Source organism: Eisenbergiella tayi (assembly GCF_001881565.1).
Classification (GTDB): Bacteria; Bacillota; Clostridia; order Lachnospirales; family Lachnospiraceae; genus Eisenbergiella; species Eisenbergiella tayi.
In genome coordinates, this window is the sequence record NZ_MPDJ01000005.1 from 110,277 (window position 1) to 131,119 (window position 20,843).

17 protein-coding genes and 1 riboswitch are annotated in these 20,843 nt (G+C 50.0%); all 17 genes read right to left on the reverse strand.

The features are described from left to right. Positions 1-15: 15 nt before the first annotated feature. Positions 16-783 (reverse strand): type III pantothenate kinase, encoded by a 768-nt coding sequence (locus BLA28_RS18675; RefSeq protein ID WP_009256212.1) that lies wholly within the window; start codon positions 781-783, stop codon positions 16-18. Beyond that, entirely contained in the window at positions 780-1,214 is a 435-nt protein-coding gene (locus BLA28_RS18680) for a DUF6145 family protein (RefSeq protein WP_242880597.1), read from the reverse strand. The genes BLA28_RS18675 and BLA28_RS18680 overlap by 4 nt, the downstream gene beginning before the upstream one ends. 48 nt (positions 1,215-1,262) lie before the next feature. Beyond that, complete coding sequence (locus BLA28_RS18685; protein ID WP_330393280.1) at positions 1,263-2,336, reverse strand: biotin--[acetyl-CoA-carboxylase] ligase; 1,074 nt, start codon at positions 2,334-2,336, stop codon at positions 1,263-1,265. Between the two features lie 33 nt (positions 2,337-2,369). Continuing rightward, positions 2,370-3,362, reverse strand: coding sequence for an ornithine carbamoyltransferase (argF, locus tag BLA28_RS18690; RefSeq protein WP_044963297.1), 993 nt, complete (start codon positions 3,360-3,362; stop codon positions 2,370-2,372). Between the two features lie 184 nt (positions 3,363-3,546). Continuing rightward, entirely contained in the window at positions 3,547-4,470 is a 924-nt protein-coding gene (locus BLA28_RS18695; protein ID WP_009256216.1) for an SPFH domain-containing protein, read from the reverse strand. A 1-nt stretch (position 4,471) separates the two neighbouring features. Next, the gene (locus BLA28_RS18700) at positions 4,472-4,915 is read right to left on the reverse strand and encodes an NfeD family protein (protein ID WP_009256217.1); all 444 of its coding nucleotides are present in this window, start codon (positions 4,913-4,915) and stop codon (positions 4,472-4,474) included. Between the two features lie 513 nt (positions 4,916-5,428). Continuing rightward, a complete protein-coding gene (locus BLA28_RS18705) occupies positions 5,429-6,649 on the reverse strand; it encodes a cell wall hydrolase (protein WP_069157578.1) in 1,221 nt (406 codons plus the stop codon). Positions 6,650-6,949: 300 nt separating this feature from the next. Next, complete coding sequence (locus BLA28_RS33465) at positions 6,950-8,056, reverse strand: cell wall hydrolase (RefSeq protein ID WP_141702933.1); 1,107 nt, start codon at positions 8,054-8,056, stop codon at positions 6,950-6,952. Between the two features lie 370 nt (positions 8,057-8,426). Next, positions 8,427-9,221 (reverse strand): TrmH family RNA methyltransferase, encoded by a 795-nt coding sequence (locus BLA28_RS18715; protein ID WP_069157579.1) that lies wholly within the window; start codon positions 9,219-9,221, stop codon positions 8,427-8,429. A gap of 12 nt (positions 9,222-9,233) precedes the next feature. Beyond that, positions 9,234-9,887 (reverse strand): potassium channel family protein, encoded by a 654-nt coding sequence (locus tag BLA28_RS18720; RefSeq protein ID WP_009256222.1) that lies wholly within the window; start codon positions 9,885-9,887, stop codon positions 9,234-9,236. Between the two features lie 122 nt (positions 9,888-10,009). Further along, positions 10,010-11,353: a TrkH family potassium uptake protein gene (locus BLA28_RS18725; protein ID WP_069157580.1), complete on the reverse strand. Its 1,344-nt coding sequence runs from the start codon at positions 11,351-11,353 to the stop codon at positions 10,010-10,012. Positions 11,354-11,455: 102 nt separating this feature from the next. Continuing rightward, positions 11,456-12,430, reverse strand: a complete 975-nt coding sequence (gene pfkA, locus BLA28_RS18730; RefSeq protein ID WP_009256224.1) for a 6-phosphofructokinase — start codon at positions 12,428-12,430, stop codon at positions 11,456-11,458. A gap of 114 nt (positions 12,431-12,544) precedes the next feature. Continuing rightward, positions 12,545-15,994 carry a DNA polymerase III subunit alpha gene (locus BLA28_RS18735; protein WP_069157581.1) on the reverse strand — a complete coding sequence of 1,150 codons (3,450 nt, stop codon included), beginning with the start codon at positions 15,992-15,994 and terminating at the stop codon, positions 12,545-12,547. Between the two features lie 3 nt (positions 15,995-15,997). Next, on the reverse strand, positions 15,998-16,867 hold the full coding sequence (locus BLA28_RS18740; protein WP_069157938.1) for a damage-control phosphatase ARMT1 family protein: 870 nt from the start codon (positions 16,865-16,867) through the stop codon (positions 15,998-16,000). A gap of 424 nt (positions 16,868-17,291) precedes the next feature. After that, on the reverse strand, positions 17,292-17,525 hold the full coding sequence (locus BLA28_RS18745; RefSeq protein WP_044970491.1) for a hypothetical protein: 234 nt from the start codon (positions 17,523-17,525) through the stop codon (positions 17,292-17,294). Between the two features lie 99 nt (positions 17,526-17,624). After that, the gene (metK, locus tag BLA28_RS18750; protein ID WP_069157939.1) at positions 17,625-18,833 is read right to left on the reverse strand and encodes a methionine adenosyltransferase; all 1,209 of its coding nucleotides are present in this window, start codon (positions 18,831-18,833) and stop codon (positions 17,625-17,627) included. A 110-nt stretch (positions 18,834-18,943) separates the two neighbouring features. Then, positions 18,944-19,041, reverse strand: a riboswitch (SAM riboswitch). A gap of 104 nt (positions 19,042-19,145) precedes the next feature. Next, positions 19,146-20,438 (reverse strand): UDP-N-acetylglucosamine 1-carboxyvinyltransferase, encoded by a 1,293-nt coding sequence (locus BLA28_RS18755; RefSeq protein ID WP_069157582.1) that lies wholly within the window; start codon positions 20,436-20,438, stop codon positions 19,146-19,148. Positions 20,439-20,843: the final 405 nt, after the last annotated feature.

The window sequence follows — 20,843 nt, forward strand, 5'->3', positions numbered from 1 at the left end:
AGACCTGCCGAACAATTATCTGTTCTTTCCGTAAATATAACGCAGCCCGTCCAGGGTCAGCGAACTGTCGTAAATATCAATAGAATCCGTTTCATCCGAAATGATACGGCCCAGGCCGCCTGTCGCCACCACCTTCATGTCGGCGATCCCGGTTTCCTTTTTCACCATATTCACGATGTATTCGGTCTGCCCTATCTGACCGTATACCAGCCCGGCCTGCATACTGGAAATTGTTTCCTGCGCCAGAATGCTCTTCGGCTTCTTAATTTCCACCATAGGAAGTCTTGCGGTATCCTCCCACAGGGCCTTGGCGGAAATACGAATCCCCGGAGCCGTAATTCCTGCCGCAAAGCAGCCGTCCGCGGTCACATAATCATAGGTGGTAGCCGTTCCGAAATCCAGAACAAGCACGGGGCCGCCATATTTTTCATATGCGGCTGCCGCATCCACAATACGGTCAGGCCCGATTTCCTTGGGATTTTCCGTAATGATTCGTATGCCGGTCTTGGTTCCCGCTCCCACAATGAGCGGAGGCGTTCCCAGATATCTGGTAATACCGCCCACCAGGGAATGCATGATATTGGGAACAACGCTGGCAACAATGGTTCCTTCTATCTGATCCTTTGAAATTCCGTCAAACATCAGCAGCTGCCTGATATTCATCCCATACTCGTCCGAGGTATGGAGCATTTTGGACATCATACGGAAGGTTGTTACCAGCTTTTTCCCCTCGTATACACCAAATGTAATATTGGTATTTCCCACATCAATTACTAATATCATTCGTCTACCTCGCCTTCTTCGTCCTCATCCAGGAAATCAGCCACATTTTCATGCAGCACCATGGCCCTGTAATAAAGGCTCAAGGACTCAAGCAGTTCCCGTCTTTTCCTGCGGATCTCTCCCAGCAAAAGGCCGCTGCTCACCTCATCATATAAAAAATCCTCTTCGGCCGCCGTTGTTTCCAGCGTCACCCCGCCGTCCGGCTCAAAAATAATGGTAAAAATCCCGCCCACATCCTCGGTGTACAGCACACACAGGATATGCAGCTCCTCCTGCACGGATTTGGGAAGCATTTTGAAATCCGGGTTGAAATAATATTTCTGTTCATAGGAATTGGCGCCGCACAGCACAATGCGGCCGTCTCCGCTTTTTCCCGTATTCCAGCCGTTCTCCCCGCTTTCCCTGCCCGTCATTTCCTTCCTGTCACTCATTCCTGGCTCCATTTCCGCATAACACAGGCATTCAGCCCGCTTTTTTCATTAAACATATCCATAAACGCCCCGCACAGAAACCTCTCCGGCATAAACGTTCACAATCCCGTTTTGCTCCGTTTCCACCAGAAGCTCTCCTTTTTCGTTGATTCCCCTGGCAATTCCGTCAAATTCCCCCTTCGGGTCAAGGACACGCACCCGGGCATCCTTATTCAGGAGAAACCTGTGGTAGGAAGGGAGAAGCTCCGTCAGGTCCCATGTTTTCCGGAAAGCCCCGTAAGCCTCTTCGAAATGATCCATCACCGATACCAGCAAAGCGGAACGGGATATTTTTTCTCCCTTTTCCAGCCTCAGCGAAGTGGCTGTCCTGCTGATTTCAGAGGGGAATTCCTCCTGGTTTACGTTAATGCCGCATCCGATCACCACATAATGGATATAATCCGGCTCGGCGCTCATTTCGGTCAGAATCCCGCAGATTTTCTTTCCGGACAGAACGATGTCATTGGGCCATTTGATACCCGCTTCCAGCCCCAGCTCATTCACTGCCTCCGCCACGGCGAGAGCCATTACCAGGGTGAGCATGCAGGCCTGATCCGGGCTGCAGTCCGGCCGCAGAAGAAGCGTGAAATAAAGGTTGCAGCCCTGAGGTGAACTCCAGTCCCTTCCCCTTCGGCCTCTTCCCGTGTTCTGGCAGTCCGTTACCACCAGCGTACCTTCCGGCGCGCCGTCCTCTGCCGCCCTTTTCGCATCGATATTCGTGGAGCCTGTGCTGGGATAATAAATCAGGCTGCTCCCGGCCCAATGGCCCTCCCCGCGGGTCTGAAGACGGCTTCCCAGCTCAATTTCCCCTATCACATCCGGAGAAGCCTTCAGACGGTAGCCCTTATTCTGTACCGCTTCAATTTCATAGCCCTCTTCCTTCAGCTGATTGATCACTTTCCAGACAGCCGTTCTGGACACCCCAAAACGGCTGCAAAGCTCCTGGCCCGATATATATTCCCTGCCTGTCGGCGTTTCCTTGCCGACTGGCATGCCTGCCGGCTGGTTTTCCCCGGCCGGCGCATCTGCTGCCTTTTCCCGGAGCATGCTTTCCCGGAGCAGCGAAAGAATTTCTGATTTCATGAAATTGTAAGCACTCCTTTACCGGTTCCTGTTTCAGAATTCATAGCCCAAAGAAGCCGCCATGACCGCTTTGATCGTATGCATCCTGTTTTCCGCCTCATCAAACACAACGGAAGCCGGGGACTCAAACACCTCATTGGATACTTCCATTTCATTGATTCCGAATTTTTCTCCGATTTCCTTCCCAATCCTGGTATGCAGGTCATGGAATGCAGGGAGACAGTGCATAAAGATAGCATTTCCCGCATTTTCCATAATTTTGCTGTTTACCTGGTAAGGGGAAAGCAGACGGATACGTTCTTCCCATACATAGTCCGGCTCGCCCATGGATACCCATACATCGGTACAGATCACATCCGCATCCTTCGTTCCTTCCGCGGCATCCTCCGTGAGCGTGATGCTTCCTCCGGTCTGGGCCGCGATAGCCCTGCACTGCTCTGCCAGTTCACTGTCAGGGAAGTATTCCTTAGGCGCGCAGGCGGTGAAATGCATACCCATCTTGGCACAGGCCACCATATAGGAATTTCCCATATTATAGCGGGCGTCTCCCATATATACCAGCTTTACGCCCTGTATCCGCCCCAGATGCTCCCTGATGGTCAGCAGATCCGCCAGCATCTGTGTGGGATGGAATTCATTGGTCAGGCCGTTCCATACCGGAACCCCTGCATATTGTGCCAGCTCTTCCACAATATTCTGCCCGAAACCGCGGTATTCGATTCCTTCGTACATTCTTCCCAGCACCCTTGCCGTATCGGCAATGCTTTCCTTCTTCCCGATTTGTGAGCCTGAAGGATCCAGATATGTAGTTCCGAGCCCCAGATCGTGGGCCGCCACTTCAAAGGCACACCTCGTCCGGGTGCTGGTCTTTTCAAATATCAGTGCCACATTTTTTCCCTGAAAACAGTTTACCGCAATCCCTTTTTTCTTTTTATCCTTCAAATCTGCGGCAAGGTCTAAAAGATAGGTGATCTCCTCCGGCGTATAATCCAGCAGTTTTAAAAAATGACGTCCTTTCAGATTCATAGCATTCTCTCCTTTCGTCCTTAAAATACGTGTCCCAGAGCCGGGAGGGCCCTGACGAAAAAGTCTCACATCCGTTTCCTCTATGATGTGAGACCTTTCTCCATTTATTTACACCTGCGAAAAGCCGTCCTCTCTGAAAAGGGGTTCCGGACATTGCCGCATGCTTTTATAACCTGTCTCCGGCTCAGCCGTTCAGAATTTCCTTGGCAGAAGCGAGCATGCCTGCCATTCCCTGAATCTCGGAAGGGATAATGATCTTGGTTGCCTTTCCGTCCGCAGCCTTTTCGAATGCTTCCAGGCTCTTAATCTTCAATACGGCCTCGTCAGCGCCTGCTTCCCTGATAAAACGGATACCGTCTGCAGTCGCCTGCTGTACCTTAAGAATAGCTTCCGCTTCACCTTCCGCTTCACGGATCATCTTTTCCTTCTCCGCTTCCGCATGAAGGATTGCAGACTGCTTCTCACCTTCCGCTTCAAGGATTGCAGACTGCTTCTTACCTTCTGCAACAAGAACGGTGGATTTCTTCTCACCTTCCGCACGAAGGATGGACTCACGTCTTTCACGTTCCGCCTTCATCTGCTTCTCCATAGCATCCTGGATAGCAGCCGGAGGAATGATGTTTTTCAGCTCTACTCTGGTAACCTTGATTCCCCAGGGATCTGTGGCAACGTCCAGGGACGCGCGCATTTTGGTGTTGATGGTTTCTCTGGATGTCAGCGTCTGATCCAGCTCCAGATCACCGATAATGTTACGAAGGGTGGTAGCCGTCAGGTTCTCAATAGCCATGATGGGATTTTCCACGCCGTAAGTATACAGCTTGGGATCCGTAATCTGGAAAAATACTACCGTATCAATCCGCATGGTTACGTTATCCTTGGTGATAACCGGCTGGGGAGCGAAATCAACCACCTGCTCCTTCAGGTTCACCTTTCTGGCGATTTTATCGATGAAGGGCATTTTCAGTTTGAGCCCCACACTCCAGGTTCCCTGATAAGCGCCTAATCTTTCCACAACATATGCCTGTGCCTGAGGCACAATCTTGATACATGATGCCAGCAGGATAATGATAAGCACAAGAATAATCAACAACACAATTGCTCCAGTCATATTACATTCCCTCTCTTCTTTCTTCTACGATTAATTTTACTCCGCTGATGGCGCGGACAATAACTACTGTCCCCTTGGGAATCTTCATCCCGTCCACCACATTCCTTGCCGTCCATTCCTGTCCGTTGATGCTCACCAGACCCACGGCCAGAAGATTATCGATGTCTTCCGTAACCACAGCCTGTTTGCCTATCAGACTCTCCGCATTTGTTTTAATCCGGTCCTTGTTAAAATATTTCATGGCAATCGGCCGGGTAAACAGCAGCAGTACCACCGATACGATCAGGAACAGCGTAATCTGCACATACAGCGGTGTATTTAAAGCCGCCGCAATGATGGCGACAAAAGCGCCTCCCGCAAACCAAATGGTGGTAAGCCCCATAGTTGCAATTTCTATAGCAACTAATATTATCAGCAAAATCAGCCAGAATACAACCTGGTTCATACAATTTCCTCCTTTCCGGCAAGTGAAAGCCTACTTCTTTCTTAAGTAAAAGCACATTTCTTTCACTTTCTCCATAATACTATAATGCAAAAAGATATTCAATCTTTTTAGAATGAGGAAGCTTAAATATTTTGTGGAGGAGCCACGTGAAAGGGCTGCCTGAGCCGCATGCTTTGCCCTCCGGTTTCCGGTTTTTCTGTGTGGGCCGCCGGGCTGCAAGGTTCCTGTGCAGGCACGCTTTCGCTCGGATAAACGCGCAGCGGTACTAACGCTGCAAAGGACGCAGCGTAAGGACCGGCGTGTTTATACGGCCTTTACAGGAATCCTTGCAGCCCGGCGGCCCACACAGAAAAACCGGAAACCGGAGGGCGGGCATGCGGCTCAGGCAGCCCTTTCACTAGTATAATATCGCACTCAGTACTGTGATATTCATGCGGCGCTTTACTGAATATAAAAAGGGGCCGGAAGAGCGGTCCCTTGGTTTGTTTGGTTGGAATTTAAAAAATTAAAAATTTACCAGAAGACGTGGTTGCCTATGACGATTCCTTCGCGGTTGCCGGCACGGCGGAAGTGGGTGGCGTTTCCTACGTTGGTTATGCCGTTTATGGCTTCGTTGGCGGCCTGGAGGCAGCTGTTTTTAATGTTTCCGCTGGACAGCAGGGAGGCTACTTTGCCGGTTCCGGCGGGGCCGAATTGGCCGGAGGCGTAGATGACACCGGAAATTGTGGAGGGGTAGGATCCGCTTCTGACGCGGTTTATTACTACTGCGCCTACGGCAAGCTGGCCTTCGTAGCTTTCACCTCCGGCTTCACATTGGATCAGGGCTGCGAGGAGCTGGGCATCGCTGACGCCTGCAGGGACTACGCCTGCATTTTCTTTTTTGGTTTCACCGGCCGGTGTGTCGGCTTTTGTACGGCCGCCCTTGGCAGTTTCTGCGGAAGCGGTGATTGCTTTTGTCTGTGCAGCTTCTCTGGCGGCTATTTCCTGGAGGGTTTCACCACTGTCTACTTCGAAGTCTACAGAGATGAAGTCGGAGGAGATATAGCCGGTGCAGCCTTCGTAATCGATGGCCGCCCAGTCTTCACTGAGGTGGATTCCATCGCTGAACTCAAGTTCGCTCTCGCCGACTACTTCAAAGCTCTCGCCTCTGGCGGCCAGGGCGTATACTCCGGCATCCGGGTCGGGTTCTTTGCGGATGCGCAGGGTGTCTCCTGTAACCGTAGCCATGGTTCTGCCTACCTGTCTGGCTTCCTGGACGGCCTCTTCGTCAAAGAGGAGGTATTCGTCTTTGGCCCAGCCGATCAGTCCGCCGGATTCCAGTTTGGTCCAGCCGTCTTTTCTTTCCAGAATGGTTCCGCCGCAGTCGGCATAGAGGTATCCTATTTTCTCCGCTTCTTCATCGGGTTCTTTTCTGACGTTGAGTGTATTGGATACATTGGTCATAACCAGTTCCAATTCTTCTTCCTGTGTCTTTCCGGTATTTTTATTCTGTTGTCTTCCCACACTGACGGCGAGGGCTGCTTCGCCCACACGTACTTCCTGCTCGGCCGTTTTCAGGGAAGCTTCTTCCGGAACCGTATCCTCGTCCAGGATTGCCGCCACGCCTGCTCCGGGATTGTCTGTGTCTCCCGGCTGTGCCATCGCTTCCGTTCCGAAAGCCAGGGCGGAAACAGTAAGGATTAAAAGCGTCCTGAGGACGGGAATAAGGCTCTTCTGTTTTTCTTGTGCTGTCATAGTTTAACCCCTGTCAAGTGCTTTCACACTCTTCCCCCACTAAATGTACTGCTGCAAAAGCTGCAGTTTCTTTTGTTTCCAATTTCTGTATTTATTACAGCTATGTTAACAATTGTTGCAAATTTTGTCAATATTTGTTAAGTATTTGTTATAAACAATTTGGAAAATGGCTGCTTGTTGCGGACGATGGGTGTGGGGACATGACAGAAAACGGCCGGATTGCAGTGGTTCACAATCCGGCCGTACTTTATTTTGCCGCCGTTTATTTATCGGCTTCTTTCTTAATATATGGGCTTGTGTTTAATAGAAAACATGGTTGCCGATGATCTGGCCGCCTCTTCCGTTTGCTCTTCTGAAATACAGTTTATCGCCTACCGGGGAAGAACCGGCTATGGCTTCCACGGCCGCCTGTCTGCAGGATGCGCTCACTCTTCCTGTGGATAATGTGCGTGAAAGGCTTCCATTGCGTACCGGGCTGAACTGGCCGGCTGCATAAATCACATCCGGGATGCTGGCGGGGTGTCCTGCTGATACCACACGGTTCATGACCACATTTCCCACAGCCACCTGGCCTACATAGGGTTCTCCGCCCGCTTCACACTGAATCAGGGCTGCAAGCAGATCCACATCCTGGGGGCTTACCCCTGCCTGTGCTATCACAGCCTGCTGTGCGGCCTGAACTACCGCGGCCTGTGCTTCTGCCGCCGCTTTTGCGGCTGCCTGTTGTGCTGCGGCCTGTGCTTCTGCCGCGGCTTTCCTGGCGGCTTCTTCTGCTGCGGCCTGTGCTTCCGCTGCGGCTTTCCTGGCTGCTTCTTCTGCTGCGGCCTGTGCCTGCGCCGCAGCTTTCTTTGCTGCTTCTTCTGCGGCTTTCTGTATGGCCTTCTGTTCTTCGGCCGCTTTTGCGGCTTCCTCTGCCTTTTGTGTTTCTATTGCTTTCTGCTGTTCGTTGATTCTCTGTGTATCCTTTGCCGCTGCCATCACAGCCTGAACCTCTTCGTTCTGTTCCGGTTCAGAGATGCTTTCTTTTTCTTCCGTCTGTTCCTTCTGCTCTATTTTTTCTTCCGTACTGCCCGTTTGTTCTGTCTTTTCCGGGCTCTCCGGCACGATATCTTCCGTTGTATCACTGCCGTTTGTCAGGTGTTCACTTTCCACCCAGCCGGTAATGTCACCGACCTGTACCTTCGTCCAGTCCTCATCATGCCCCAGTACTACTGCCTGTGTACCGGAAAGCTTTACCAGAACCGGAGAGGTCTCATCAGCTTCTGCATGGACATCTGCCACACTGGCCGCATCAACCAGCATAACACCATTTGCCATAGCGGTTGTTCCGCATGCAGAGCTGAGCACCATAACACCGGTCAGCCATCCAGCAGCACGCTTATACAACCTTCTGCCATTTGTGTTCATAAATAACCTCCGTTTTTAGTTCCTGTGGTCATCAGGAACATTTTCACAATTGTTACAAACTTGTTAACAAATGTTACGTTTGATATCATACCAACATTATTGCCATTTGTCAACCCCTTGATACAACAGGCTTAAAATAAGGGTTTTCGACGTTTTTTTACTTTAAATTAACTATTATATGTTTTATATTTTTATATTATTACGTTTTATTTTATCATTACATCGACATTATTTTTACATTATTTTCATTTTATCTTAATATTTAACAGCAAAAAAGTTGCCACCACGTATTTTTTTCTACGCGGAGAGCAACTTTTCTTAAGTTTTTCTTTATTTAGTTATTTAATTGTTACAAATATTACATAATATTTTACTTTTTTGCACCGTCTGTCATAAACCGCCTCTGCCTGGATGCTTCATACATCAGAATTCCTGATGCCATTGCGGCATTTAAAGATTCCACTTTTCCGCCCATGGGTATTTTTATGTAGGAATCCGCCAGCGCCGCGGTTTCTTCCTTCAGGCCGTTCCCCTCGTTTCCTATCAGAAAAGCGCTTCCGCCGCTGTAGTCCGCCTGGTCATACCATTGCTTTCCTTTCAGATGCGCGGCATAAACCGTGATTTTTTTTTGTTTCAGTTCGGCAATCATGTCGGAGAGGGAAGAAACATACAGGAAAGGGACGCGGTAAATGCTCCCCATGGTCGAACGGATCGTTTTGGGATTATAAATATCGGCCGTATCCCGGCTCATGATCACACCGTCAATTCCGGCGCCCTCACCGGTACGCAGTATTGTCCCCAGATTGCCCGGATCCTGGATGTCTTCCAGAAGCATGAGCAGAGGATTTGCTGCCTGCAGAAGGTCATCAGGGGTATATTGCTTACGTTTCATGACACAGAGTATCCCCTGGGGGGTGGAGGTATCGCTCATCTTCCGGAAGACCTCCTCCGATACCTGTTCCGCATGAAGGCCGTTCAGCTTCCTGTCGCAGGCAGGGTTATGAAAGCCTTCCGATACATACACCTCTTCGATTTCCTCTTCAGGCGCTTCCAGGAACATTTTCACCCCTTCCACCACATATCTGCCCTCCTGCCTGCGTTCCTTCGCCTTCTGGTTCAGCGCAGCCACTTTTTTAATACGGGTATTGGATGCCGATGTAATCATTTCTTTCTCCTTTTACAGCTGTTTGGACAGTTTTTTTGCCGTTTCATGGGAAGCGAGGACAATAAGGTGTTCTCCTTCTTCAATATAATCATCCGCGGACGGCATGATCTGGGACTCGTAGCCCTCCCGCTTGATACCTATTATTGTCACTCGGAAGCGGGCGGCAATATTGGATTCCCGAATGGTTTTGCCCACCCATTCCTTCATGGGGCTGATCTCGTATATCCCATAATGGGATGATATCTCAATGTAGTCGAATACATTATCCATGCTGTATTTTGCCGCACAGCGCTCCGCTATATCTTTTTCCGGATAGATGACCTCATCCGCCCCGTTGCGCAGGAGGAATTTGGCCTGGATATCCCTGGTCGCCTTGCTGACCACATGCTTTCCGCCCATTTCCTTCACCAGGCTGGTTATTTCCAGGCTGCTCTGGAAATTGGTGCCGATACATACAAAAATCACGTCAAAATTACCGATGCCCAGGCTGCGGAGCACCTCCGGGTTGGTGCAGTCCCCTATTTTGGAGCTGGTCGCATAAGGTACAAGACCTTCCAGCTTTTTTTCGTCCACATCAATGATCATCACATCGTTTTCCAGATCAAGAAGATTGGAAGCAAGATGCTGTCCAAAACGTCCCAAACCGATCACAAGCATAGATTTCATCTTATTTTTTATCCTCCTTGTTTTGCGGAGCAAAATGCGAGTTCTCTGACGAGCAGAGGATTTTCCTCCTTGTTTTGCGGAGCAAAATGTCCTCTGACGGGCAGAGGATCTTACTCCCGGGCTTATCCCACCACTATTTTTTCCACGGGCTGCTTTACCGGCGGTTCCGGCTTGCTTCTGGCAAATACCAGGGTAAAGGTAAGGCTTCCCAGCCTGCCGCAGTACATCAGCAGAATGATGACTATACGGGATACCGGAACCAGCTTCCTCGTAACTCCTGTAGTCATTCCAACCGTACCGATGGCGGAAAAAACCTCAAAAAGCGTGTCCGTAAGCTTCAGGGGCTGTACAGCCATAATAATCAGCGCGGCGGCTACCGCCAGGCTTAAATCTATAGTGACGATGGCGCTGGCTTTTTTTACCGTATCCTCTTCCAGGCGCCTGTTTAGTATATTTACTCCATGGGTTCCCCTTATCATGGCTATGGTGGAAAGCAGCATGACCACCGCTGTGGTCACCTTCACACCGCCTGCGGTGGAGCCGGAGCTTCCTCCGATGAACATCAGAACCATGGTAAGGAACTTACTGGATTCCTTCATGGCCGCGGTATCCACGCTGTTAAAGCCTGCCGTTCGGGGCGTAACTGCGCTGAACAGGGCTCCCAAAAGCTGTTCCTTCCCACTCATGCCTGCGAACACATTATCCTTTTCCAGCAGATAAAAAAGGAGGGCTCCTCCGAAAATCAATACGGCTGTGGTTATCAGCACAATTTTAGTATGCAGGAGATATTTTTTGAAACGCAGCCCGTTCCTTTGGATGTCATCCCAAACAAGGAAGCCCGTCCCGCCTATGATGATGAGGGCCATTACCGTAAAATTCACGAGGATGTCCCCTTCATAGGATACAAGGGAACTGTAGGCTTCGTTAATCCCCATTAAATCAAAGCCCGCGTTGCAGAACGCGGATACTGCATGGAAAAGCCCCATATAGCAGCCCCGCAGCAGTCCGTATTGAGGCACAAAACGCAGGGACAGAAGCAGCGCCCCGGCGAGTTCAAAGGCGAAGGTTCCCATGACGATCTTGCGTACAAGCCTCACCACTCCCGCCAGCTCCATGGTGCTCACGCTCTCATGGATAGCCGTCCTCTCCTTCAGGCCGATTTTCTTTTTCATGACTACCGCAATATAGCTGCCAATCGTGATAAAGCCAAGACCGCCGATCTGAATCAGCGTAAGGATGACGAGCTGGCCGAACAGGCTCCAGTTCTGATATGTGTCGGCCACTACCAGTCCCGTTACGCAGGTCGCTGAAGTCGCGGTAAAAAGAGCATCCAGAAAGGGCATACATTCCCTGCTTTTGGTCGCAAAGGGCAGGCTCAGAAGAAGGGCACCTATCAGGATAATGAGCGCAAAACCAAGGGCCAGCATTCTGGTGTAAGACATTTTGGTTTTCTTTTTTGTAAGCATAAATTTCCTCTGACAAACAGTAAGGCGCCGGTTCCCACCGGACGCCTCATTTTTTTTGGAATTCCCCGGCAAAGGGGCATTCGTTATTTTCCCGCCGCCTGACTATACCGCAAGCAGCTTGCTGATTTTGTATTCATATTCCGGAATATCCTTCTGCATCGCCAGGGCTTCCTCGATATCAAAATCCTTGAATTCTCCGTGACGGTAGCCTACCACCCGGTTGGTTTTCCCTTCGCAGAGTATATCCGCCGCAAGGCAGCCCATGATGGAAGCGTAATACCGATCCTTGCAGGTAGGGCTTCCGCCGCGCTGCATGTATCCCAGTATGGTCGCTCTCGTTTCCACGCCGGTCGCGGCTTCAATTCTTCTGGCCATGGATGTGGAATGGCCGATTCCTTCGGCATTGATGATCAGGTGATGGGTTTTGCCGCGTTTTCTGTTGTTGATAATATTGTTGATGATATTCTGTTCGTTATAGTCATACTTTTCAGGGAGAAGGATATCCTCCGCGCCATTGGCGACACCGCACCACAGTGCGATATATCCTGCATTCCTGCCCATAACCTCGATGATGCTGCAGCGTTCATGGGAGGAAGAGGTATCCCTTACCTTATCGATGGCCTGCATGGCCGTATTTACAGCCGTATCGAAGCCTATGGTATAATCCGTGCATGCGATGTCCAAATCGATGGTCCCGGGAAGGCCAATCGTATTGATCCCGTGGCGGGACAGTGCCTGTGCGCCCTGGTAAGAGCCGTCGCCGCCGATAACCACAAGCCCGTCAATGCCGTGCTTGCGGCAGATGTCAGCTCCCTTCTGCTGTCCGGCCTCCGTTTTAAATTCCTGGCACCGGGCCGTTCCCAGTATGGTTCCGCCTCTCTGAATGATGTCGGAAACGCTGCGGGCCTGCATATCCACGATCTCTTCATTTAAAAGGCCCTGATAGCCTCTTTTAATTCCCTTTACATTAACGCCGTTGGTGATTGCCTTCCTGACAACGGCACGTATGGCGGCATTCATGCCCGGCGCGTCACCGCCGCTTGTCAGTATCCCTATTGTCTTAATTGCCTTAGCCATGATTTATCCTCCAGTCTGCCGCTTCGGGCATTCCCTGTATGTGACTTAACTTTTGCTTTTATTTTAATCGATATGTGTACTGTTTTCAATCTTTTTCTTTGCAGACCTTCCGGACTATATCACCTTGATATTTTCTTCCCCGTACAGCTCTTCCAGCCGGGAAAGAAGTTCCTTGTCCGCCCTGACATTCCGGTTGGGAGGCAATGCCTTTTTCGCCTTGGGATTCTCCACATAAATAACGACTCCGTCATTCCCGTCGGACTCGGCCAGCGTTTCCATCAACTGCTTTTCCGCCGTTTCATATTCCTGCATGGTCGGGAACTTGATCCAGAGAGTCTTGCGGATATCATCAAAAGCCTGGATGGATTCACAGATAATCTTTCCGTCCTTGTCTTCCTCCGCAGACACCCTGCCCTTCACGAAGACCTTATTTTCCTCCGTCAGCTTCGCGCTTTCCTGCTCATAAACCTTGGGAAAAACAAGCACCTCAATACTTCCCACCAGATCCTCCAGCGTGAGAAAGGCCATGATTTTATCATTTTTGGTATATTTGATTTTCTTTTCGGCGATCATGCCGCCAACCGTCACCCGTTCCTGGTCACGGACATTCATTTCGCCGGTTTCCTCGTCGATCATAAAGTCCGCTGTGGTTCTTGTGATATGCTTTCTCCAGGTCTGCTCATACTCCTCCAGAGGATGCCCGCTGATATAAATTCCCAGGACTTCCTTTTCAAAGCCAAGCAACAGCTCTTTAGAGTATTCCCCCACATCGGGAAGACGAATCTCAAAATCGCTTTTTTCTTCTTCACTGACCAGATCAAACAGGCTTATCTGGCCCGCCAGGTTATTTTTCTTATTATGCTGCTGGGAATCCATCATCTGTGCGAATACGCTCATAAACTGCTTTCTGGTTCCCCCAAGCCCGTCAAAAGTACCGGATTTAATAAAGTTTTCCACGGTACGCTTATTCACTTCCGAGTCCGCCATACGGGTGACAAAATCCTGAAGGCTCAGGAAAGGGCCTCTGACCGTGCGTTCCTCCGTCACAGCATCAATCACCGGCCTTCCCACACCCTTGATGGCTGTGAGCGCGTACCGGATGGAACCTCCCGACACGGAAAAGCCCGCTTCCCCTTCATTGATATCCGGGGGCAGGATTTTGATGCCCATGCTCCGGCAGGTGAGAATATATTCCGATACCTTGCCGGGATTATCAATCACGGAGGTCATCAACGCCGCCATGAATTCCAGCGGGTAATAATATTTCAGGTAAGCGGTCTGGTAAGAAACCACCGCATAACAGGCGGCATGGGATTTATTGAAAGCGTATTTGGCAAAATCCATCATTTCTTCATAAATGGTCCCCGCCACCTGCTCCGATATTCCGTTATTCACACAGCCCGGAACGCCTTCTTCTTCATTTCCGTAAATGAAATTGGCTCTTTCTTTTTCCATGACGGACTGTTTTTTCTTACTCATGGCACGGCGCACCAGGTCACTTCGGCCCATGGTATACCCGCCCAGATCACGCACGATCTGCATAACCTGTTCCTGGTATACAATACAGCCGTAGGTAGGCTCCAGGATAGGCTGAAGCTGCGGGCACAGATAAGTGATGCTTGCCGCATTGTTCTTCCCTTTGATATACCGGGGGATAAAATCCATGGGGCCGGGCCGGTACAGGGAAATCCCCGCAATGATATCCTCCAGGTTCCGGGGCTTAAGCTCCTTCATGAAGTTCTTCATCCCGCCGCTTTCCAGCTGGAACACACCGTCGGTTCTTCCGGTGCCGATGGAATCCAGGACAGCCTTGTCGTTGAAATCAATATTATCGATATCCAGGCTGATATCCTTATCCTTTTTTATCAGCTTTACCGCATTCTGGATTACCGTCAGGGTACGCAGCCCCAGGAAATCCATTTTCAGAAGCCCCAGCTCCTCCAGAGTGGTCATGGTAAACTGGGTGGTGATACAGCCGTCGGAGCCTCTGGAAAGCGGAACGTATTCATCCGCGCTGGCCGGACAGATAACCACGCCGGCCGCATGCATGGAGGTATGCCTGGGAAGGCCCTCCAGACGCTTGCTCATATCGATAAGCACCTTTACCTGATCTTCGGTTTCATAGAGCTTCCTCAGCTCGGGATTGGCCTGCAGCGCCCTGTCAATGGTGACATTCAGCTCATTCGGTATCATTTTGGCAATGCCGTCCACGTAGGAATAGGGGAGATCCATTACCCTTCCCACATCCCGGATAACCCCCTTCGCCGCCATGGTACCGAAGGTCACGATCTGGACCACCTTCTCCGCTCCGTATTTCTTTCCCACATAATCTATGACCTCCTGCCGTCTTTCGAAGCAGAAGTCAATATCAATATCCGGCATGGAAACACGTTCCGGGTTAAGGAAACGTTCAAACAGCAGATTATATTTTATCGGATCAATGTTGGTAATTTTCAGGCAGTAGGATACGATACTTCCCGCCGCCGATCCTCTTCCCGGTCCGACCATGATATCGTTGCTCTTGGCATAATTGATAAAATCCCACACGATGAGGAAGTAATCCACATAACCCATACGCTGGATTATCCCCAGCTCATAGTCCAGCCGTTCTCTCAGCGTGCCGTCATCCTCCGGATAGCGTTCCTTCAGGCCGTCGGTGCAGAGCTTGTTCAGATAGCTCCAGGAATCATATCCCTCAGGCACTTCAAAATGAGGCAGCTTCGTCACGCCGAATTCGATTTCCACGTTGCAGCGGTCCGCAATGATCTGGGTATTCTCCACGGCTTCCCATGCATAGGGGAACAGCCCCTTCATTTCTTCTTCGCTTTTCACATAATACTGGCCGCCCTCATACCGCATTCTGTCCTCATCAGCCAGCTTTTTGGCTGTCTGGATGCACAGGAGGATATCATGGGGCTTTTCATCCTCCCGGTACGTATAATGCACATCGTTGGTAGCCACAAGAGGGATATCCAGCTCCTTGCTCATGGAAAGAAGCGCCGTGTTCACCGTACGCTGGGTGGGAATCCCATGATCCTGAAGTTCCAGGAAATAATTGTCCTTTCCAAAACAGGCCTGGTATTTCAGCGCCGCTTTTTTGGCTTCGTCAATCAGGCCTTTCTGGATATAGCGGGCCACCTCTCCTGCCAGACAGGCGGAAAGGGCTATGATACCCTCATGGTAACGGTTCAGGATCTCCATATCCACCCTGGGCTTATAATAATAGCCTTCGGTGAAGCCTTTGCTCACGATTTTCATCAGATTGGCATAGCCGGTGTTGTTTTCCGCCAGAAGGACGAGATGGTAATACCGATCATCTCCGCCGGTCAGCTCTTTGTCAAACCGGGAATTGGGAGCCACATAAACCTCACAGCCGATGATAGGCTTGATCCCGGCCTCCTTGGCGGCCCTGTAGAAGTCGATAACCCCATACATAACGCCATGGTCGGTGATGGCCGCACTGTCCATCCCCAGCTCTTTTACCCTCTTCACATATTCCTTTATCTTATTCGACCCGTCCAGAAGACTGTACTCCGTATGGACGTGAAGATGTGCAAATGCCATGAATTATGAACTCCTTTCCCGGACAAACATGCCCTTATTTTTTTCCATTCCGAAACGCTTCCGGAACCAGTCGCACTTACATAAAAAAGAGTAGTAAATGTTCAGGCCGCAGCCATGCATGGTTTCAAAGTTGCCCTGTCCCTTTGCCACAATCACGTCCGCCTCCTCCAGAAGGCGCCTGGCGTCCGCTCCCACATAGTCCAGAGGCGTCCCTGCCACACCGCAGCCGTTATCCGTAATCCTGGCCGCCTTATCCAGGCCTGTCTGTATGGCATCCTCAATCGTGGCGTCATTCAGGGCCGCTTCTCCCCTCACCATGACGGTGATATCAAGGCCGGGGAAACGTTTCTTCAATTCTTCCACAGCCAGCTTGTCACAGACCACCTCTCCGCAGTTATCCGTCACATATATCATTTTCCGTGCCTTCCCCAGATCGGAAAGCATCTCTTCATATACCTTTTCATCCATACTGTCTCCGGCGGCCTTTTCCAACAGCTGAAACAGGGTTTCCTTCTCCACCTGCCCCGCCATGCCGAAATCAATATAATTAGCCGCCCTGGCGAATACAAATGCCGTATGTAAGGGATCCTCCCCCGCTTCCATCACGGAACGGATATCCGGTTCCAGAGATAGCATCAGCTCATTGAATTCTTTTTTTATCTCATCATAATCCGTAACCGGCCCGAAATACTGCCGGTATACCTCGTTGATCCTCTCCACCAGCACCGGGGCGGAATCCTCCGGGGCGCTTTCCCCAATAATCCGGGCGACCTGCCGCATATAGGCATCTCTATCCTCTTCTTTTCCTTTATCCCTGACTCTTTCTTCCTGCCTGTCCACAAGACAGCGCATACAGGATGCACATAATTTCATATTATTATCATACCTTTCCGTAATCCTTGCTGCCGGTTTATATATCAATTATTTGTAATTATCCAAAACCTCTCTGGGGGCCATACACCTGTACCTCCGGCCTTTTCGGGAATCCTTTTCCGCTGCTGCAGGCTCCGGCTATGCAGAGGATCCTGTAAGGGGCGTTATAAACACGCCGGTCCTTAGGCTGCGTCTTTTGCAGCCTTAGTACCGCTGCGTGGTTATCCGAGCGGAAGCGTCCCCTCTAAGGACCTCTGCATGGCCGGAGCCTGCAGCGGCGGAAAAGGATTCCCGAAAAGGCCGGAGGTACAGGTGTATGGCCCCAGAGAGGTTTTGGATAATTACAAATAATTGTACCATGATTGAGCGGGCAAAACAATGCGGAAAAAAAGCACCGGCTATTAACCGGTGCTTTCCTGAAAACTTACTTTCTTCTTATTAAATAGATCACGCTTCCGCAATATCCCATTACCAGGGAAATAAACGCCGCCATACCTTCTATATTTACAGGAAGTCCCAGCAGGCTCTTTGCCGCGGCCCCGATAAGCAGCCCGGCCGCCAGCCATACTATGGTACTTAAAAGCAAAATCAGTTTAGGCGGCAATTTGTACAGAAAAGCAAACTGACCTTTTTCCATGTCATATACCCTGTTTTCCATATAAATTCCTCCTTTCTGAATCAAGCGTAACAAATCCCACACTTTATATCTATCCGAAAAGAGAAAAATTTATGTAAAATCAAGGTAAAGTATTATGGTTTACAGATATTTTCTTAAAGCATCCGCTTTATCCAGCTTCTCCCAGGGCAAATCCAGATCATGGCGTCCGAAGTGTCCGTATGCTGCGGTCTGTTTGTAAATGGGACGGCGCAGATCCAGCATTTTGATAATTCCCGCGGGCCTTAAGTCAAAGTTATCGCGGATGATTTCCACCAGCTTCTCATCGGAAAGCCTGCCTGTTCCGTAGGTATCCACCATGATGGAGGTAGGATGGGCCACACCGATGGCATAGGACAGCTGGATTTCACATTTATCGGCAAGGCCTGCCGCAACGATATTTTTCGCTACATAACGGGCCGCATACGCTGCGGAACGGTCAACCTTGGTGCAGTCCTTTCCGGAAAAAGCGCCGCCGCCGTGACGGGCATAGCCGCCGTAGGTATCCACGATGATCTTACGTCCTGTCAGGCCGCTGTCCCCGTTGGGTCCGCCGATGACAAAACGTCCGGTGGGGTTGATGAAAAACTTGGTTTCATCATCGATCATCTCTGCGGGCAGAATGGGATCGAATACATATTTTTTTATGTCTTCATGGATTTGTTCCTGAGTCACATCCGCGTCATGCTGTGTGGAAAGCACTACCGCTTCCAGGCGGACAGGCTTCTCATTTTCATCATATTCCACGGTGACCTGGCTCTTTCCGTCCGGTCTCAGATAAGGAAGGGTGCCGTTCTTACGTACCTTGGTAAGCTGTCTCACCAGCTTATGGGCAAGGCTGATGGCATAAGGCATATACTCTTCTGTTTCGTTGGTGGCAAAACCGAACATCATTCCCTGATCGCCTGCGCCGATGGCGTCAAGCTGGGCTTCTGTCATTTTATGCTCTGCCGATACTTTTTCTTCCTCTTTTGCTTCCAGAGCCTTATCCACGCCCATGGCAATGTCTGCGGACTGTTCGTCCAGCGCTACCATAACGCCGCAGGTGTTGGCGTCAAATCCGTATTCGGACTTGGTATAACCGATTTCCCTTACGGTATCGCGTACGATTTTCTGGATATCCACATAGGCGTTTGTGGTGATTTCGCCCATCACCAGAACAAGGCCCGTGGTGGTACAGGTTTCACAGGCCACACGGCTCATGGGATCCTGCTCCATCAGTGCGTCAAGCACCGCATCGGAGATCGCATCGCACATTTTATCGGGATGCCCTTCCGTTACGGATTCGGATGTAAATAAATGTTTCTCCATTTTTCCTCCTTTGGACAATGATTTGTCCTGCAAATGCAGCATCAAAAAGTATTCTGCCGCACAAAAAAGTCCGCTGTATAAGCGGACCCGATGTTAATGATAATCAAATCCTCTTATTGTTCGAAAAGCTCGCTCAGGTTGGCACCTTCCTTTGAGGGGTTGCCGTGGCTTCACAGGTCCTATGTACCTCCACCACTCTGAATAAGAGATGATACAATATTGAATTTTCTTATCTGTGACTACGCTCCTACAATACACCATAAATATCTGTCTGTCAACGGGACAAATTGATAAAAATGTGCAATACGGTATTCAGACTACTTTGAAACGGAATTTCTTGATATCTCTTTCATTGTCCACTTTTTCGATCTGCGCTCCGAGGCCGCGGAGCTTTTCCGGGAAATTCTCATAGCCTCTTTCGATATAGCGTATATCATCTACCGTGGAAACGCCTTCCGCCGCCAGAGCCGCTATCACCAGCGCTGCGCCTGCCCTGAGATCGGGAGCGGTAATACTGGCGCCTGTATATCTGGCAACCCCGTCAATGATGGCGGTATTCCCTTCCACCTTAATGCTGGCTCCCATCCTGGTGAGCTCATCCACATACTTGAAACGGTTCTCAAAAATACTTTCGGTAACAATGCTTGTCCCCTGGGAAAGTCCCAGCGCAACGGTGATCTGCGGCTGCATATCCGTAGGGAAGCCGGGATAAGGCAGTGTCTTCACATGGGTATGGGTCAGAGGCCTGGAGGCAACAACTCTTACCGCATCGTCAGATTCTTCCACTTCACAGCCGATTTCCATGAGCTTGGCGCTGATGGATTCCAGATGCTTGGGAATTACATTCTTAACAGTCACATCCCCCTGCGTCGCCGCAGCCGCGAACATAAATGTCCCCGCCTCGATCTGATCCGGAATGATGGCATATTCTGTTTTGTGAAGCTTCTGTACGCCGCGGATACGGATCACATCCGTACCTGCGCCTTTAATATTCGCTCCCATACTGTTCAGGAAATTGGCCAAATCAACAACATGGGGCTCTTTCGCCGCATTTTCAATAATAGTCATGCCGTCGGCCATGGCCGCCGCCATCATCACGTTAATCGTAGCTCCGACGCTCACCACATCCATATATACATGGCTGCCCTTCAGGTTCGGCGCTTCTGTAATAATAAGTCCGTGCTCGATGCGCACATCGGCGCCCAGAGCCTTAAAGCCTTTGATATGCTGGTCAATCGGACGGCTTCCGATGTTGCAGCCGCCGGGAAGCGCAACCTCCGCTTTATTGTATTTCCCCAAAAGCGCTCCCAGAAGATAATAGGAAGCCCTGATTTTTTTAATAAAATCATCCTCAATCACAAGATCATGGATATGGGATGCATTCACCTTGACCGTATGCGGATCAACACGATCCACAATCACACCTATGCTCTGCATTGCCTGCAGCAGGATATTCGTGTCCCGCACGTCAGGCATATTTTCTATCAAAACTGTTTCATCAGTCATAACCGAAGCTGCCAGTATGGCAAGCGCCGCATTCTTGGCACCGCCTATTTCCACTTCTCCGACAAGCGGATTTCCGCCTTCAACCACATATTGTTCCATATTAACCTCATTATGTATGCAGGCCGCGTATCAGATACTCTCGTTCGAGACAGTCCCATACAATACCAACATACCGATTCTTACTCACGATTTTTGTTAACTGCAGATTATGCGCAGCATATACCGCCTGTTTAAATATTTATCGTTATGAATTATTATTGTCTGTCCTAAATTCTTTATGCAAAACCCGATTAGTAAAATCTGACATACAAATTTTCGATTATTATACCATATATACAAAACTTTTGCCACTTAATAATCCAAAAGCGATTATATCATATTTTTTTACTTTGTAAATGAGTAATTCCTTAAAGGGCAGGTAAACCCATAAATTTACAAAAAAATCCCCTCTGACAAAGAGCGGAAACGAACTTGTCCGTAATCCGTACTATCAGAGGGGAAAAA